This is a genomic window from Streptomyces sp. MGP-P1, from assembly GCF_057766565.1.
In genome coordinates this window covers 17,897-34,998 of sequence record NZ_JBYMEM010000006.1, presented here as the reverse complement: position 1 = coordinate 34,998, position 17,102 = coordinate 17,897, and the positions used below count along the sequence as shown (strand labels likewise).

Below are 17,102 nucleotides of genomic sequence, written 5' to 3'. Positions count from 1 at the left end.
TCTGAGTCCCTCTTCCTTACTTCGCAGCCGCGGCGAGCTCGGCGGCCTTGTCGGCCGCGCCGTCCATGGTGTCCACACGCTGCACGAGCGGGTGGTTGGCGTCGGAAAGGATCTTGCGACCCAGCTCCGCGTTGTTGCCGTCGAGACGCACGACCAGCGGCTTCTCGACCTTCTCGCCCTTGGACTCGAGCAGCGCGAGCGCCTGCACGATGCCGTTGGCGACCTCGTCACAGGCGGTGATGCCACCGAAGACGTTGACGAAGACGGACTTGACGTCCGGGTCGCCGAGGATGATCTCCAGGCCGTTCGCCATGACCTCTGCGGAGGCGCCGCCACCGATGTCGAGGAAGTTGGCGGGCTTCACGTTGCCGTGGTTCTCACCGGCGTACGCGACGACGTCCAGGGTCGACATGACCAGACCGGCGCCGTTGCCGATGATGCCGACCTCGCCGTCGAGCTTGACGTAGTTGAGGTTCTTGGCCTTGGCGGCAGCCTCGAGCGGGTTGGCTGCGGCCTTGTCCTCGAGCGCCTCGTGATCCGGCTGACGGAAGTCGGCGTTCTCGTCGAGAGACACCTTGCCGTCCAGGGCCAGGATCCGGCCGTCCTTGGTCTTGACCAGCGGGTTGACCTCGACGAGGAGCGCGTCCTCGGCGACGAAGGTGTCCCACAGGGTCACCAGGGCCTCGGCGACACCCTCGGCCACGTCGGCCGGGAACTTCGCCAGGGCCACGATCTCGCGGGCCTTGACGATGTCGACCCCGTCGACGGCGTTGACGGGGACCTTCGCGAGGGCCTCGGGGGTCTTCTCCGCGACCTCCTCGATGTCCATGCCGCCCTGCACCGAGGCCATGGCCAGGAAGGTGCGGTTGGTGCGGTCGAGGAGGTACGAGACGTAGTACTCCGCCTCGATCTCCGGGGACAGCTCGGCGATCATCACCTTGTGGACCGTGTGGCCCTTGATGTCCATACCGAGAATGTCGGTCGCCCGGGCGACCGCCTCGTCGGGGTCGGCCGCCAGCTTGACGCCGCCGGCCTTGCCTCGGCCACCGACCTTCACCTGCGCCTTGACGACAGACTTGCCGCCCAGCTTCTCGGTCGCCTCGCGGGCTGCCTCAGGCGTGTCGATCACTTCACCGGCCAGCACCGGTACACCGTGCTTGGCGAAGAGGTCCCTCGCCTGGTACTCGAACAGGTCCACGCGCGTCCGTCCCTTTTAGTGGTATCGCGGTTCGTTCTTCTGCGTGGGCGTGCCGCGATGGGCAACGTGACTGCGCGGTCACAAGGAAGGCGTACACGGTGTCCGAGTACGCGGCATGTCCATCCGGCAGGTTATCCCCGCGCTCCGTGTGACCCTAAATCGCAGATCACACCTGAGCGGTGATAACGGTCACAGGGGGTGGCCCCTCCGGCTCCCGGGCGGGGTCGGCCGGGAGTCGGAAGAGGCTGGTCGGCACCGAAGTGCCCGGCCCGGGCCCCCTGGGCCGGGTACTCCGATGTGGTGATACCGCGCGGCTTCTCAGCCCGCGACGTTCGCCCTCGTCGGACATCTCAGGGCCGACTCCTCAGAGCCGACTCCTCCGAGAGGGCTTCTTGGCGAGGGTTTCTCGGAGAGAGCTTCTCGGAGAGGCTTCTCAGAGCGCGGGCAGCGCGTCCGTCGCGAAGGACGGGGCGACGGAGGTGACGCCCTGGACGTCGGCGCCCGCGTGATCGACGGCGGGACGGGCGTCCTCGCTGACCCTGTCCGCCAGACCGCCCGCGAACGGCCGGGCCTGCGCCCCGACGCCCTCGGCCAGCGGCTGCACCCGGGTGGTGACCCCCTGCGCGAACGGCGCGACCGCGTCACCGGTCAGCCCCTCGGCGAGCGGTGCCACCTCGGAGGCGACGCCCCCGGCGAACGGCAGGGCCGCACCCGTGGCACCGGCCGCCAGCGGCTGGACCTCGGTCGTGACGCCCTGCACGAAGGGTGCGGCGGCGTCGCCGACGACACCCTGGGCGAACGGCGCGACCTTGCCGACGACACCCTGGGCAAGCGTGCCGACGTCGCCGACCGCCTGCCCGACGACCGGGACCGCGACGCCGACCGCACCCGCGGCGAGCGGCGGCAGAACCGAGTCGGACGTCTGCCCGACCACGGGCCCCGCCTCGGCCAGCGCCTCCTGGACGGCGGCCGGCGCCTGGTTCTGCGCGTAGCCGGGGATCTGCTCGATCGGCCCGAAGAGGTAGTCGATCTCGTCGGCCGGCGCGGCGGGAAGCCGCTCGGCCCCGGGCACCTGCTGTACGTCGCCGAGCTCCGGGACCTGCGGCGCACGCACCTGTGACGGGAGGCCGTCCCGTACGTCGGCCGCACCGGCGGCCTTGCTCCCGGCCTCCGTCAGCGTGCCCTTGACTCCGTCGGGGCCGCCAAGGCCGTCGACGGCCCTTGCGTCCGTGAGGACCTTGGCGTCCTTGAGGACCTTGGTGTCGGTGACGTCCTCGACGATCTCCGTCGCGTCGGGGGCCTCGGCCGCCAGGTCCGGGGTGGAGAGCGGTACGGACACGGGCAGCTCGTCCGCGCTCGCCGCGGCGGTGCCGAGCGCCCACATACCGGTGGCGGTGGCGGCGACGGCTATGGATCGGCGCATGTTCTTGTGCATGGGTGTGTCAGATCCTTCGAAGATGTTCGGCGGTCCGGAGAACTCCGGACGCGGGCAGACCTGTTCCGCCCCCGCGCGGCAGGTCGAGGCGGGGAACGGCCTGCCCTAGCCGGGGAATTCGAGGATCTCGCCGGATCTGTCGGGTATCGGGGCGGCGGTCGCCGGGAGGCCCGCTCCCCGGACGGGCGCGGTGAACGGACCACTCGGGGCACGGACCGCGTGCGGGTCGCCGCCGCGCGGCCCCTGGCCGTCGGCCACCGCCGTACGCACGAGGTCGCCGCAGGGACCGAGCGGCGCACGGCCCGGAGCCGGCGTGGGCTCGGGGACCGGCGCACGCCCGCTGTCCGACGCTTCGGATACGTCCGGCACGGCCGGGGCGGAGCTCTGGTCGGCGATGCTCCGGACGTGGCCGGCCGCGGGCTCGGCAGAGGCGTCCGCCGCGGCGTCGGCGGGCGCCGCCGTGCCGCTCCCCGCCCCACGGTCGGTGTCCGGCGCGGAAGGTGACGGAGCACCGGGTATTTCGGGCCCACCACCGGGCACGGGGAGCACGGAGAAGAGCGGGGGAAGCCCCGGCAGGGGCGGCACCAACGGCCGCACCTCCCCGGCGATCCGGTCCACGGTGCCTACCGCGCCCACGACCACGGCGTCACGGAGGCGAGCGGGCGCACGGGCAGTGGAGGCCAGGGAGGCAGTGGCGCCAGGGGAAACGGTGGAGGCAAGGGCCTCGGCGCGGGCAAGGGTGCTGGCGGAGGCAAGGACGTCGGCGGAGGCCGCGGGTTCGGCGGCCGGTTCCCCGGCGGATTCCGCTACAGGTTCCGCAGGGGCCTTCTGTACGGTCCGCTTCTGTACGGTCCGCTGCTGTGCGGCCTGTTGCCGGGCGGCCCGCTCGACCGGCTTGATCAGCGTCCTGACCACCGGCTCGGCCGCCGGTTCGGCTGCCGTACGGGCTGCGGCCTCAGGGACTGCCCCCTCCAGCGCGGCGCCCGGCGCGGCGTCCGCCACGGAGGTGGTGAGCGGGCCCGGGCCCGGACGCTCCCGCGCTTCCGCGTGTCCGCCCGCGAGGAGACCCAGGGCCAGCAGCCCGCCGAGGAACAGCACCGCCTGTACCGCGCGACGCCCCGCCGTACCCCGCGCCGGGCGCGGATCGACGGCTGCGCGAGCAGCGGCGGTTGCGGTCACCTCGGTGGATCCTCTCTGGTGCACGGGTGGCGGAATGCGCCCCTCCGCGAATGACGGGTCGATGCTTGCACGAGCCCATGGGGGGCGCGCAAGTCCCCCGTTACTGTTGGGTCTCCTTGTCCGGTATGGGCAGTGGCCTCTTCTCGATCGCCGCCGCCATGACGTCCGGGAAGAGATCCGGCGTACAGGCGAACGCCGGTGCGCCCAGCGCCCCGAGGGCTGCCGCGTGCTCGTGGTCGTACGCGGGTGCGCCCTCGTCGGAGAGCGCGAGCAGCGTCACGAACTGCACGCCGGAAGCCTTCATCGCGGCGACCCGCTTGAGCATCTCGTCGCGTATGCCGCCCTCGTAGAGGTCGCTGACGAGGACGACGACGGTGTCCGAGGGGCGGGTGATCTTCGACTGGCAGTAGGCGAGCGCCCGGTTGATGTCGGTGCCGCCGCCGAGTTGGGTGCCGAAGAGGACGTCGACCGGGTCGTCGAGCCGGTCCGTGAGGTCGACGACCGCCGTGTCGAAGACGACGAGCCGGGTCGAGAGGGTGCGCATGGAGGCGAGCACCGCACCGAAGACCGAGGCGTAGACGACCGACGCGGCCATCGAGCCCGACTGGTCGATGCACAGGACGATGTCCTTCTTGGCGGACCGGGAGGCGCGCCCGTGGCCGATGAGGCGCTCGGGAACGATCGTGCCCGTCGGCGGCGCGCCGTCGGCCCCCGGGACGGGGAGGTAGTTCTTGAGGTTGGCCCGGATGGTGCGGTTCCAGTCGATGTCCCGGTGGCGGGGCCGGCTGATGCGCGCCGAGCGGTCCAGGGCGCCGGTCAGGGTGGCCCTGGTACGGCTCTCCAGACGCCTCTCCAGGTCCTCGACGACCTTGCGGACCACAGCGCGCGCGGTCTCCTTCGTCGTCTCGGGCATCGCCTTGTTGAGGGAGAGCAGGGTGCCGACGAGGTGGACGTCCGCCTCGACCGCCTCCAGCATCTCCGGTTCGAGGAGCAGGGCCGCCAGGCCGAGCCGGTCGATCGCGTCGCGCTGCATCACCTGGACCACGGAGCTGGGGAAATAGGTCCGGATGTCGCCGAGCCAGCGGGCGACGGAGGGCGCCGACGCGCCGAGACCCGCCGAACGGCCACCGGAGCCCCGGCCGCCGGGCCTCTTCCCCGCGCCCCCGCCGTACAGCGCCTCCAACGCACCGTCCATCGCGGCGTCCTGGCCGGTGAGGGTGCGCGCGGTGCCGTCGGCACTGTCCGCGCCGAGCACCATCCGCCAGCGCCGCAGCCGCTCGGCGTCGGGCACGGCCGGGGCGGGGGGCCATGCCGTCCCGGAGTCCTGCGCCGTCGTCCGTTCCATCGTCTCCCCCGTCAGGTCCGTCGGGTCCGTCTGGCCGTGGCCCCTCGTGCCCTGGTCCGTCGCGCCCTGGCCTGTCGTGCCCGGGTCTATCGCGCCGTGGCCTGTCATGCTCGGGCCCGTCGCGCCGTGGGCGATCGCGCCCGGGCCCGTCGCCCTGCGGTCGGTCGCGCCCGGGTCCGTCGTGGTCGTCGTCATCCCGCTGCCTCCTCGGGCTCCGGGGGGCGGCCGATCAGCAGGCGCAGCACCGGCTCCACCGCATCGGCCCTGGCCCGGTCGAGACCGGGTCCGAAGCCCCCGGGCGCCCGGGCGGCGTCGTCCCGGCGGGTGCCCTCGTGGACGGGCCCGCGCCGGACCAGCTCGCCCAGGGTGCGCCGTACGCCCGGGTCGTACGCGGAGAACGTGCGGCGCAGCAGCGGCAGCACGTCGGTGAACATCTCGGCGGGGACACCGGTCAGCCAGGCGTCGACGAGGCCGAGCAGCCGCTCGTCGTGGACCAGCAGCATGCCGCCGCCCGACGCTCCGCCGACGAACCCCTCGATCCACGCGGCGGCGTCGGCGGGCGGCGTTCCTGGCGAGAGCGCCAGGCCCATCAGCCGGGCCGCCTCGTCCTCGGCCAGCCGTCCCTCGTCCAGGAGCAGCCGGGTGGCCCGGCCCCGGATGACCCCGGCGACCGTGACCCGGGCCGCCAGCTTGCGCAGAACGGCGTCCCAGCGCTCGCGCAGTCCTTGGGCGGGGGCCGTTCCGGCGAGCAGGAGTCCGATCGCACCGTGCACGGCCTCCACCTGACGGCGCAGCGCCTCCGCCCCGTCGCCGTCGAGGCCGGTGCAGGCGGGCGGCAGACCGACGCAGATCCGCTCGGCGAGTCCGGCGGCGACCTCCGCGAGCGCCGCCGTGTCCGTGGAGCGCACGTCGCCGTACCGCAGGGAGCGTGCCAGGGCGGGCAGCGCGTCCGCGAGGTGGCCGACGTCCGCGTCGAGCGCGGCCCGGTCGGCGAGGGCCCGCATCACGACGGGCAGCGCGTCGGGCAGTCTGGCCAGGAGGCAGTGCTCGGCGAGTGCGGTGACGTCCGCCAGCGCGGCCGCCGCCACGGCCCCCGCCTCGGCCTTCGCGGTGGCGGCGGTGAGCACGGTGGTACCCCACACGCCCGCCTCGGCGACCCGGACGTGCAGTTCCGGTTCCCAGCTCAGCCGCCAGCTCTCCCGGAAGGTGCCGGTGCTGCCCCGGCCCTCGACCGGGTCGCCCCAGCCGACGTCGAGGAGGCGCAGCCGGTGCAGGAGGCGGCTACGGGCGGCGTCGGTCTCCTTGCGGAGGTCGAGGTCCAGCTCGCGTTCCGACGCCTCCGGCTTGAGCCGGAGGGTGCGCTGGCTGCGGGTCAGGTCCCGTTGCAGCGGGACGGCAGGGGCGGTATCCGGCACCTCGCCGAGGGTCTCGCCGACGATCAGCCGGTCCCGGACGAGGGCGAGCGGGACGTCGGAGCCCTCGCACATGACGGCCCGCACCGCGTCGGTCGTCTCGCCGAGGCCGGCCAGCGGGCGGCCCCGGAGGGCGGCGAGGGTCTCGGCGAGTCGGACGGCCTCGATGACATGGGCGGTGGAGACGAACCGGTCCTCCTCGCGCAGCAGTCCGGCGACCTTGGTCATCCATCGCTCGATCGGCCGGTCGGCGACGTCGAAGAGGTGCCCGTACCAGCCCGGCGAGTCGATTCCCGCCCCGTATCCGCTGTGCCGGGCGAGCCTGCGGTGGGTCCAGGGCACCCAGGTGAGGTCGGCCTTGACCTTCGGGAGGCCCTTGAGCAGGGCGCGGTCGGCGGCGAGGGTGGTCCGCGCGGCGAGGGCGGGAACGTGCCAGGCGCCGCAGACGACGGCGACGTCGTCCCCGAACTCCTTGCGCGCGGTACGCAACTGGATCCGCATGTACGCCTCGCGCACCGCGTCCCGGGGCTGCCCGCCGTCGCCGTACGCCTCGCGGAGAGCGCTCATGGCCTCCGCCAGGGCGACGAACGGGGCGAGCGCGTCGCCCCCGTCGCTCACCTCGTCCCCGGCGCTCTCGTGCACCGTGGCTCCGGGCGGACCGCCGGTGGGTGTCGCTCCGGTGCGTGTCGCTGCGATGGGCGTCGCTGCGCCGGGCGTCGCTCCGGTGGGTGAGCGGTGCTCGACGACGTCCTCCCACCAGCGTTCGGGATCGTCGTATCCGGCGGTCTCGGCGAGGACCCGGATCGGGTCGACGACCGGCTTGGCTTCTTCCTCGGCCCGCTCCCCCGCCGCCGACTCCTCGCTCCCGATGCCCGGCGCGGGTTCCTTGAGCGCGAGGGAGTGGGCGGCGGGGAGGTCGATGAAGCGGACCGGGACGTCGTGGTCGAGAGCCCAGCGGATGGCCACCCACTCGGGCGAGAACGCGGCCATCGGCCAGAAGGAGGCCCGCCCCGGGTCGTCCACGGCGTGCGCGAGCAACGCGACGGGGGGACGCATCCGCGGGTCGGCGGCGAGGGGCAGCAGCGCGTCGCCCTCGGGCGGCCCCTCGATGAGGACGGCGGCCGGACGGGTCGCCGCGAGCGCGGCGAGGACCGCGCGGGCCGACCCGGGGCCGTGATGCCGCACCCCCAGGAGCCAGGGCCCGGCGGCCACGCGGGGCCCCGGCCCGCCCGCAACGGTGGCGGCCGGGGCCCCGGTCACCGCTGCCGTCCCGGTCGTGGCTGCCGTCCCGGCCGTGGGGGGCGCTCCGGTCGCCGTCCCGTGGGGGCTCGTCATGCGGATACCTCGCGGCAGGCGCGGTAGAAGTCCTTCCAGCCGTCCCGCTCGCGGACCACGGTCTCCAGATACTCCTGCCACACCACCCGGTCCGCCGCCGGGTCCCGGACGACCGCGCCGAGGATGCCGGCCGCGACGTCGCCGGGACGCAGGACGCCGTCGCCGAAGTGGGCGGCGAGTGCGAGACCGTTGGTGACGACGGAGATCGCCTCCGCCGTGGAGAGCGTGCCGGAGGGGGACTTGAGCTTGGTGCGCCCGTCGGTGGTCACTCCGTCGCGCAGTTCGCGGAAGACCGTCACCACGCGGCGGATCTCGGTCAGCCCCTCCGGCGCCGCGGGCAGGTCGAGCGAGCGGCCGATCTGGTCGACGCGCCGGGACACGATGTCGACCTCGGCGTCCGGGGTGGCGGGCAGGGGCAGCACGACGGTGTTGAAACGTCGGCGCAGCGCGCTGGACAGCTCGTTGACGCCGCGGTCCCGGTCGTTGGCCGTGGCGATGAGGTTGAACCCACGGACGGCCTGGACCTCCTGCCCCAGCTCGGGGACGGGGAGCGTCTTCTCGGACAGGATCGTGATGAGCGAGTCCTGCACGTCGGCGGGGATGCGGGTCAGCTCCTCGACCCGGGCGGTCATGCCCTCGGACATCGCCCGCATCAGCGGACTGGGCACCAGGGCGTCGCGGCTGGGGCCGTGGGCGAGCAGTTGGGCGTAGTTCCATCCGTAGCGGACGGCTTCCTCGGGCGTACCCGCCGTGCCCTGCACGAGCAGGGTCGAGTCGCCGCTGACGGCGGCGGCGAGATGCTCGGACACCCAGGTCTTGGCCGTACCGGGGACGCCGAGCAGGAGCAGCGCACGGTCGGTGGCGAGCGTCGTCACGGCCACCTCGACCAGGCGGCGCGGGCCCACGTACTTCGGCGTGATCACCGTGCCGTCCGGCAGGGTCCCGCCCTGCAGATAGGTGGCGACGGCCCAGGGCGACAGCCGCCAACGGGCGGGCCTCGTGCGGTCGTCGGCGGCTGCGAGCGCCTTCAGCTCGTCGGCGAACGCGTCCTCGGCGTGCGGGCGGAGCACCTCGGCGCCCGCCTCCGGCTCGACGGCCGCGGTGGTTTCGGACACGGTCATGGATCCCCCTCCAGATCGTTCGACCTGATCTGGTTCCCACCGTGCACCATGCCACTGACAACGGGCCCTGACCGCAGGTCAGGACCCGTTGGGAGGTGCGCGGGACCAACCCCGCCGCCCCCGCCGGTCCCGCGCTCGACCAGTCACTCAGGCGCTCGACCGGCCAGCCGCTCGGCCAGTCAGCGGTCAGCCGGTCAGCCGGTCAGCCGGTCAGCCGGTCAGCCCACGATCGGGGACACGGCGACACAGCCACCCGCGGAGAGCATGCCCTCCCCCTTCGCCTCCTTGATGACCTTGCCCTTGTACGTGATGGTGCAGGTGATGTCGGCGCCGCCCGCGTCCAGGGCCATCGGCATGACGGCGGGCGGCATGATGCCGCGCAGCTCGACGGTCTTCTTCCACGGCAGGGTCGGCGAGGTGACGGTCTCCAGCTTCGGCTCCATGGCCTCCCCGCCGCCCCCGTGGTAGGTGATCTCGTCGACGCTCTTGCCGGTGACCTCGTACGTGACCTCGTACTTCTCGTCCACGGTCGTGTCGACCGCCTTGCCGACCGCCTCGTCCACCGACTCGGCCGAGCAGGCGCCGAGGCCGAGCACGAGACCGGCGATCGCGAGGGCGTGGGCAGCGGCGCGTACCGGGCGGGTGGTTCTTGCGGTACGTGCGGTGCGGATGGTGCGGTTCATTGCGGGATCCCCCCTGGATCGGACCGGGCACGGATTTTTCCGTACGCGGAGATCGCAGAGAAACGCAAGGGATGGGCAAAGTCAAATCCCGCTCGGATCGGCTGCTTCGCAGGTGGGAGGGGTTTGTCAGTGGTGCCCCCTACCGTCGGAGGCATGCTGCTATCTCACGGGGGAGAACCCTCGCCCACCGGTGGACCGGTGGCGCGCTGGTCGGTGGAACAGGTGCTGGCACTGGCTCCTGACGAAGCATCACGCAAGGCGAGCACGCGGCTCGGCGCGGCCGGCCCGTGGACGGCCACGGGCCGTGACGCGGCGGGCGCGGTGTGGGGCCTGTGCAAGGGGAGCGGGAGCACGCCGTACCGCACGGTGGTCGACACCACCGGCCCGGCCTACTCCTGCAGTTGCCCGAGCCGGAAGTTCCCGTGCAAGCACGCGCTGGGGCTGCTGCTGTTCCGGGCGTCCGACGACGCCGCGTTCCGGCCCGGTGAGCCGGCCGACTGGGCCGCGGCGTGGGTCGAGGCCCGGCGCGGACGCGCGGCGGAGAAGGGCGGGCCGGCCGCGGGCGGTGACGCGCGGGGCCACGCCGACCCCGTCGCCGCCAGGAAGCGGGCGGAGCGCCGTGCCGAGCGCGTCACGGACGGGGCCCAGGAGCTGGAACAGCGCCTGGCCGACCTGCTGCGCGGCGGACTCGCCGCGACCGACCGCTCGGGGTACGGCCTGTGGGAGGAGACCGCGGCCCGCATGGTCGACGCCCAGGCCCCGGGGCTCGCGGCCCGGGTGAGGGAGCTGGGCGCGATCACCGGGTCCGGTCCGGGCTGGCCGGTCCGCCTGCTGGAGGAGTGCGGCCTGCTCCATCTGCTGGACACCGCCTGGCTCGGCCGGGAGCGGCTGCCGGGCCCGCTGGCCGCGACCGTGCGGACGCGAGTGGGACTGCCCGTGTCCGTCGAGGGCGCCCCGGTCCGTGACCACTGGCAGGTCCTCGCGCAGTACGACACCCCGGACGGCAGGATCGTCGCCCGGCGGATCTGGCTGTACGGGCGGGAGTCGGGCCGTACGGCTCTGCTGCTCTCGTTCGGCGCAGCGGGCCGGCCCCCGGCTCAGGCGCTGCCGGTGGGCGCGACGGTCGACGCCGAGCTGACGCCGTACCCGGGCGGCGGGCAGCTCCGTGCGGAGCTGGGCGAGCAGTTCGGGGCTCTGGCCCCGGCCGGGCCCCCGCCGGGGGTCGCCGCGGCGGCCGCGCCGGCCGTCTACGGGGACGCCCTGCGGGAGGACCCCTGGCTGGACGCCTGGCCGGTCACCCTGCGCGATGTCATACCCGTGCCGGCCAAGGACGGCTGGCAGGTGGCGGACGCGGGCGCCGACTCCGCGCTGCCGATCGCCCCGGCCGCGCTGTCCCGGCCGGGGCTGTGGAAGCTCGTCGCCCTGTCCGGCGGTGGCCCGGTCACCGTGTTCGGCGAGATCGGCCACCGCGGCTTCGACCCGTTCGCGGCCTGGGACCCGGGCGAGGCTGAGGAGGACGGGCGCACCACGGGCGGCTCGATCGTCCAACTGGTCTGATCCGCGCGCCCGGGCGCCCCGGCTCGCAGCCCTTCCCCCGCCACCAGTCCGCCGCCCCAGTCCGACATCCGCGCATTTCTGCCGCTGGAGGGGAAAGATGCCTCGCTCGACCAGCCCCACCACCACTACCGCCACCACCGTTACCGCCGCCTCTGCCACCGATACGGCCGTTACCGCCGTCACCGCCGCCGCTTGCGCCTCCGTCGACTCCCTCCCCTGGGAGGAGCTCGTCACCTCGGCGCTCCTGGGCACCGACCGCCGCCCCCCGACACCACACGGCGGCCCCGCACCGGCCGATGCGCCCACCGCCCTGCTGGACGCCGCCGCACTGCACACCGTGCGGCAGCGGGCCGGGCTGCTGCCGGCCGTGGCGGAGAACCGGCCCGGGCCCGCCGCACCGGATCCCCGCCCGGCGCTCCCCGAGGCCGCCCGGCACCGGCTCGCCCACCTACTGGCCGACCGTGCCGCGCCGCCGGGCAGCGGTCGCCGCGGGTCCGCCCCCGACCTCACCGAGCTGATTCCGCAGTGGCTGGCCACCGCCAACCGGAAGGGTTTCCGCGCCCCGGCGGCCCTGTTGCCGCAGTTGCTGGACGCCGCCCGCGCGCGTACGGACCTGCGCCCGCAGGCGCTCGCGTTCGCCGGGCCGCGCGGCCTGTGGCTGGCCGCGCTGAATCCCGACTGGAAGTTCGCCCTGCGGGGCGCGGCGAGCGGTGCGCTCCACTATGACGTGACGGATCCGGAAGCGGTGGGCCGGCTGTGGGAGGAGGGGCTGTTCGCGGAGCGGGTCGCGCTGCTCGACGCCGTACGGGCGCAAGATCCGCCCGCGGCGCTCGCCCTGCTCGCCACCACCTGGCCGGCCGAACGGGCCGAGGACCGGCTGATGTTCCTGGACTCCCTGCGGTCCGGTCTCGGGGGCGACGACGAGCCGTTCCTGGAGCAGGCCCTCTCCGACCGCAGCCGCAATGTCCGCGCCACCGCCGCCGAACTGCTGTCCGCCCTGCCCGAGTCGGCGCTCGCCGGACGGATGGCGGCCCGCGCGATGTCCTGCGTGAACCCGGACCGTACCGGGGGCACCGCCTCCATAGCCGTGGAGGCGCCGCACGAGTGCGACGCGGCGATGCAGCGCGACGGCGTCGCCGCGGTCCCGCCGCCCGGTCGGGGCGAACGGTCCTGGTGGCTCGTCCAGTTGGTGGAGGCCACCCCGCTGGGCAGCTGGGAGGAGCGGTTCGGCGGACGTCCCGCCGAGGAGGTCGTGGCCCTGCCCGTCGCCGACGACTGGGCGGACGAGCTGCACGCCGCCTGGTGCCGGGCGGCCGTGCGGCAGCGCAATCCGCAGTGGGCCCGGGCTCTGCTCGGGCGCCCTCGGCGCCCCGGCGAGCGGCCCCGGGGCGGCCTCGATCGCCGAGCGCTCGAAGCTCCTCGCGATCCTGGAGCAGGCCGAACGCGCCTCCTGGGTCGCCGAGTTCATCGCCGCGCACGGCCTCTCGGAGGCGTTCCAGCTGCTCGGGGTGTGCACGGTCCCCTGGGCCGGGCCGCTCGGGCGCGCGGTGGTCGACGCTCTCGACATCGCGCGCGACGGCGGGAGCTACCCCTGGAGTTTCAGCGGAGTGATGGGCCTCGCGGAACGCTGTCTGGATCCGGCCGAGGCCGACCGGCTGGAGGTCCTGACGGCCGCACAGGACGAGCAGGAGGGGGCATCGCCGGGGGCGGGCGGATACTGGTCGGAAGCCTTCCAGCGCCTGGTCTCCACCCTGCGGCTGCGCGCCGCGATGGAGGCGGAGCTGATGTCGTGATGCGCGGGGGGAGCGGCGCGGATCTGCCTGCCGCCGCAAGGGAACGGAGCCGACCCGCCCACCGCCGTGACCAGCGACGACGAAGACGCGGGCACAGCGCGGGCGACCGCGAGCGCGCGAGCACGCACCCGGGCGGCGGGGACCGCGAGCACACACGCACGCCGGCGACCGCGACCGCGAGCGCACACGTCGGCGAGGGCGGCGGCGACGGCCCGGGACGGCGACGGAACCGCCGTCGCCCGCGCGGGCCCCGTATGCAGCGGGCCCGCTCCGGGGCCGGTGGTCAGGCCTGCGCGGCCTGGCGGACGTTGGCGTTGACCCACGTGACGATCTCGGTCGTCGTCGCCCCCGGGGTGAACAGCTCCGCGACGCCCAGCTCCTTCAGCGGCGCGATGTCGTCCTCCGGGATGATCCCGCCGCCGAACACCTTGATGTCCTCCGCCTCCCGGGCCTTCAGCAACTCGATCACCTTGGCGAACAGCGTGTTGTGCGCCCCGGAGAGGATCGAGAGGCCGATGGCGTCGGCGTCCTCCTGGATCGCCGTGTCGACGATCTGCTCGGGCGTCTGGTGGAGCCCGGTGTAGATCACCTCCATACCGGCGTCCCGCAACGCCCGCGCGATGACTTTGGCCCCGCGGTCGTGGCCGTCGAGTCCCGGCTTGGCCACCACCACACGGATCGGACCGGTCACACCCATCACTGCCTCCACCTGGTCTCCCGCGCCTGAAGGGCCGGGGATGTGAACGAACGTTATCCACAGCATCCCGCAAGGCGCCGTTTCGCGGCAGGCGGGGAGGGGGAAATCACATGTGGGACAAGTTCGCCGGGTGCCATCGACCCGTACGCGACCGATCGGACACCCCCTCGGGAGCCGCCACGAGGTTGTCGTACCACCGCGCCGCCAGCCGCACGGCACGGTGGTGCGGCCCACGTGGCCCGCAGGTCCGCGACCCTCGCGGAGACAGAGATACCCCGGAGACAGAGACACCCCATGAGGGCATACGGAGGACATACGGGGACGGGAGCCGTCTCTCCCCCGTACGCCAGTCCAGGAGGCCGGCCGTGAAGCTCCTCCCTCTCCTCCCCCTGCTGCCCCGCCTGCCGGGCCCCCGCCTGTCGTCCGCGCTCCTCGGCGCCACCGCTCTGGAGCTGGCCGTCCTCGCCGGGCACCTGATCGCCTACCCCTTCGGTCTCACCCCGGAGCGCCGCCGGTCCCCGCGCCCGCCGACCCGCCCCCTGAGCACCGGGGCCGACGGCCCGGACCACGGCGGGACCACCCCGCCCGAGGCCACCACCCCGCCCGAGGCCACCGCCCTGCCGGTCGCGGCCGCCGGAGCGCCGCCCGTCGTCCTGCTGCACGGCTTCATCGACAACCGCTCCGTGTTCGTCGTCCTGCGGCGCGCGCTGACCCGGCACGGCCACCGTCACCTGGAAGCCCTCAACTACTCGCCGCTGACGCGCGACATCCCCACCGCCGCCGAACTGCTCGGGCGGCACGTGGAGGACATCTGCGAGCGCACCGGGCACAGCCGGGTCGACGTCGTCGGGCACAGCCTCGGCGGCCTGATCGCCCGGTACTACGTACAGCGACTCGGCGGTGACCGGCGGGTGCGCACTCTGGTGACGCTCGGAACCCCGCACGGGGGCACCGCCGTCGCCCCGGGGGCGGGCGTTCACCCCATCGTGCGTCAGATGCGCGGCGGTTCCTCCGTGATCGAGGAGCTGCGCGCCCCCGCTCCCGGCTGCCGGACCCGGTTCGTGAGCTTCTGGAGCGAGTGGGACCAAGTGATGGTTCCGGTCGAGACGGCGTGCGTCGACCATCCCGATCTCGACGCGGTGAACGTACGCGTCACCGGCATCGGACACCTCGCACTGCCCGTGCACCCGACGGTGGCCGCCGCGATCCGGGAGGCTCTTGAGGCACCGGAGGCCGGAGAGGACACCGCCACCGCCACCGAATCCTCCGCCGGGACGACTTCCGCGGCCTGAAATAGAACATCAGTCGAACGTAGGGCCAAGGCTGCGCCTGCCGTCCACCGAAAGACGGCCGATTGCCCGTTTCCTACGAACGCAAAACCTGTCGAAGATTGTCGTCCTCACATACCGCCGGGTACAGTCGCGGCCACTGCTTCCCCCTGGGACTCCCCTGACCGGGAGCCAGAACAGTCCTGCTGCCGAGGCGAGAGAGAAGTTGGTGAACGACCAGCACCCCCACGCCGGGCATGTCGGGTACGACGACCGATCGACCGGCAGCTTCGCCACCGACCCGCTCTTCGGCTCCCTTTTGGGCGGCCACGACACCGGCTACGACGCGGGTCACCCCGCCGCCGGACACGGCGACACCACCTACGGCGTCGGCTACGACACGCCGTACGCGACCGGACAGCCGGACCACAGCGGCCAGTACGACTCCTCCGCGTGGAACACCGACACCGGCGCACAGCAGACACCCGCCTACGACGGTTACGCCGCCCAGGACCAGGCCCCGCAGCAGTGGGACGCCTCCGGGGCCTGGCAACAGGTCGCCGATCAGAACCTGACCGGCCAGTGGGCGGCGGCCGACACCGGCGCGTTCCCCACCACGGGCTTCCCGGCCGCCCCGTACGGCGCGGAGACCACGCACGCCACGGAGGCGTACGGCACCGGCGTGTACGGGACGGACGCCTACGACACCGGTACGTACCCGGCCGGTGCCGCGTACGGAGCCGACGCCTACGAGACCGGGTCGTACCCGACCGGCGCGTACGGCACGGCGGCCGTCGCCGCCGACACCGGGACGTACGCCACCACCGCCTTCACCACCGGCACGTTCGACGCGGGCACCCATGACACCGGTGCGCAGGGCACGGGCGCGCACGGCACGGGTGGTGCGCATGACACCGGGGCGTACGACTTCGGCGCCTACGAAACCGGCGCTTACGGCACCGTTTCCTACGGCACGGGTACGTACGACACGGGCGCCTACGACGCGACCGCGTGGAACTCCGGCGCCACGCCCGGGGACACCGCGTACGAACCCGAACAGACGTCGCACCCGCTGTACGAACAGCAGCCGGCCGACGCGACGGCGCCCGGGGCGGCGGCCGAACCGGACGGTACGGCCGAAGCGCCGGGGACCGGCCACCACTCCACCGCCGAGTTCGCCGCCCTCGCACCGGACGCCGTGCCGGAGCCGGCAGCCGGGGACGACTTCCCCGCCGCGCACTCCGTGAACCGCACCGCCGTCCGCCCCCCCGCCCCCCGCAACCGGGCCCGTCGGCGTACTCCCGCCAAGCGTTCCGCCCTGCTGACCATCGCGGTGCCCTCCGCCTGCGTGATGAGCGTCGCGGGCATCGCCGCCGCCTCGGTCGGCGGGATGCCCGGCGGCGAGGAGAAGCCGGAGGAGACGACCACCTCGCTGGCGGTGGCCGACCCCAGCACCGTCAAGCCGGTCGCCGCGAACAACCGGCTGGACAGCCAGCTGGAGCAGCTCTCCGAGGGCAGCGACGACTTCCGTGCGCGCGCGAGCCGCACCCAGGAGCGCATCGACCTGCGGGAGCGGCAGGCGGCGGAGAAGCAGAAGCGCGAGGAGGAGGCCGCACGCCGCGAGGCGCTGCGACCCAAGTTCGTCCTGCCGGTCAAGCAGCACGGGCTCAGCGCCTACTACGGCCAGGCGGGCGTCAACTGGATGTCCGTGCACTCGGGCATCGACTTCCCCGTCTCGTACGGCACTCCGGTGATGGCCGCGACCGACGGCACCGTACGCACCCAGCTGAACAGCGCCTACGGGGTCATGGCGATCGTGACCGCCGCCGACGGCACCGAGACCTGGTACTGCCACCTCAGCAGCACCAAGATCCGCTCCGGCCCGGTGAAGGCCGGCGACGTCATCGCGTACGCGGGGAACTCGGGCAACTCCACCGGTCCGCACCTGCACTTCGAGGTCCGGCCCGGCGGCGGCTCGGCCATCGACCCGCTGGCGTGGCTGCGCAGCAAGGGCATCGACCCGAGCTGAGAGACCATCACGAGCACGAACAGACGGAAGCGGGAGAGAGCGCCGAGGCG

At 73.8% G+C, this 17,102-nt stretch carries 11 protein-coding genes and 1 pseudogene; 4 read left to right on the top strand and 8 right to left on the bottom strand.

From position 1 onward, the window contains the following. Window positions 1–16: 16 nt before the first annotated feature. The 7 genes from sucC to AC3CH1_RS15850 all read right to left on the bottom strand — a co-directional run bounded on the left by sucC (window position 17) and on the right by AC3CH1_RS15850 (window position 9,708). Window positions 17–1,198: an ADP-forming succinate--CoA ligase subunit beta gene (gene sucC / locus AC3CH1_RS15880; RefSeq protein ID WP_488463543.1), complete on the bottom strand. Its 1,182-nt coding sequence runs from the start codon at window positions 1,196–1,198 to the stop codon at window positions 17–19. A 433-nt stretch (window positions 1,199–1,631) separates the two neighbouring features. Then, window positions 1,632–2,633, bottom strand: coding sequence for a hypothetical protein (locus tag AC3CH1_RS15875; protein ID WP_488463542.1), 1,002 nt, complete (start codon window positions 2,631–2,633; stop codon window positions 1,632–1,634). Window positions 2,634–2,738: 105 nt separating this feature from the next. Next, entirely contained in the window at window positions 2,739–3,812 is a 1,074-nt protein-coding gene (locus AC3CH1_RS15870) for a hypothetical protein (RefSeq protein WP_488463541.1), read from the bottom strand. 100 nt (window positions 3,813–3,912) lie between these two features. Beyond that, the gene (locus tag AC3CH1_RS15865) at window positions 3,913–5,352 is read right to left on the bottom strand and encodes a VWA domain-containing protein (protein ID WP_488463540.1); all 1,440 of its coding nucleotides are present in this window, start codon (window positions 5,350–5,352) and stop codon (window positions 3,913–3,915) included. Then, window positions 5,349–7,904: a DUF5682 family protein gene (locus AC3CH1_RS15860; protein WP_488463539.1), complete on the bottom strand. Its 2,556-nt coding sequence runs from the start codon at window positions 7,902–7,904 to the stop codon at window positions 5,349–5,351. The genes AC3CH1_RS15865 and AC3CH1_RS15860 overlap by 4 nt, the downstream gene beginning before the upstream one ends. Beyond that, the gene (locus AC3CH1_RS15855) at window positions 7,901–9,025 is read right to left on the bottom strand and encodes an ATP-binding protein (protein ID WP_488463538.1); all 1,125 of its coding nucleotides are present in this window, start codon (window positions 9,023–9,025) and stop codon (window positions 7,901–7,903) included. The genes AC3CH1_RS15860 and AC3CH1_RS15855 overlap by 4 nt, the downstream gene beginning before the upstream one ends. A 218-nt stretch (window positions 9,026–9,243) precedes the next feature. Further along, window positions 9,244–9,708 (bottom strand): MmpS family transport accessory protein, encoded by a 465-nt coding sequence (locus tag AC3CH1_RS15850; RefSeq protein ID WP_488463537.1) that lies wholly within the window; start codon window positions 9,706–9,708, stop codon window positions 9,244–9,246. A 153-nt stretch (window positions 9,709–9,861) separates the two neighbouring features. On the opposite strand from AC3CH1_RS15850, the gene AC3CH1_RS15845 reads away from it, so the two are divergent. Together AC3CH1_RS15845 and AC3CH1_RS15840 are read left to right on the top strand one after the other, a co-directional pair. Beyond that, window positions 9,862–11,265, top strand: coding sequence for an SWIM zinc finger family protein (locus AC3CH1_RS15845; protein ID WP_488463536.1), 1,404 nt, complete (start codon window positions 9,862–9,864; stop codon window positions 11,263–11,265). A 97-nt stretch (window positions 11,266–11,362) separates the two neighbouring features. Beyond that, window positions 11,363–13,058: pseudogene (locus AC3CH1_RS15840) on the top strand (DUF5691 domain-containing protein). 283 nt (window positions 13,059–13,341) lie between these two features. On the opposite strand, the gene icmB reads toward AC3CH1_RS15840, so the two are convergent. Then, on the bottom strand, window positions 13,342–13,755 hold the full coding sequence (icmB, locus tag AC3CH1_RS15835) for a coenzyme B12-dependent isobutyryl CoA mutase small subunit (RefSeq protein ID WP_003966859.1): 414 nt from the start codon (window positions 13,753–13,755) through the stop codon (window positions 13,342–13,344). A 365-nt stretch (window positions 13,756–14,120) separates the two neighbouring features. On the opposite strand from icmB, the gene AC3CH1_RS15830 reads away from it, so the two are divergent. Both AC3CH1_RS15830 and AC3CH1_RS15825 read left to right on the top strand, forming a co-directional pair. Beyond that, entirely contained in the window at window positions 14,121–15,047 is a 927-nt protein-coding gene (locus AC3CH1_RS15830) for an esterase/lipase family protein (RefSeq protein ID WP_488463535.1), read from the top strand. Window positions 15,048–15,252: 205 nt separating this feature from the next. Continuing rightward, the gene (locus tag AC3CH1_RS15825; RefSeq protein ID WP_488463534.1) at window positions 15,253–17,052 is read left to right on the top strand and encodes a M23 family metallopeptidase; all 1,800 of its coding nucleotides are present in this window, start codon (window positions 15,253–15,255) and stop codon (window positions 17,050–17,052) included. Window positions 17,053–17,102: the final 50 nt, after the last annotated feature.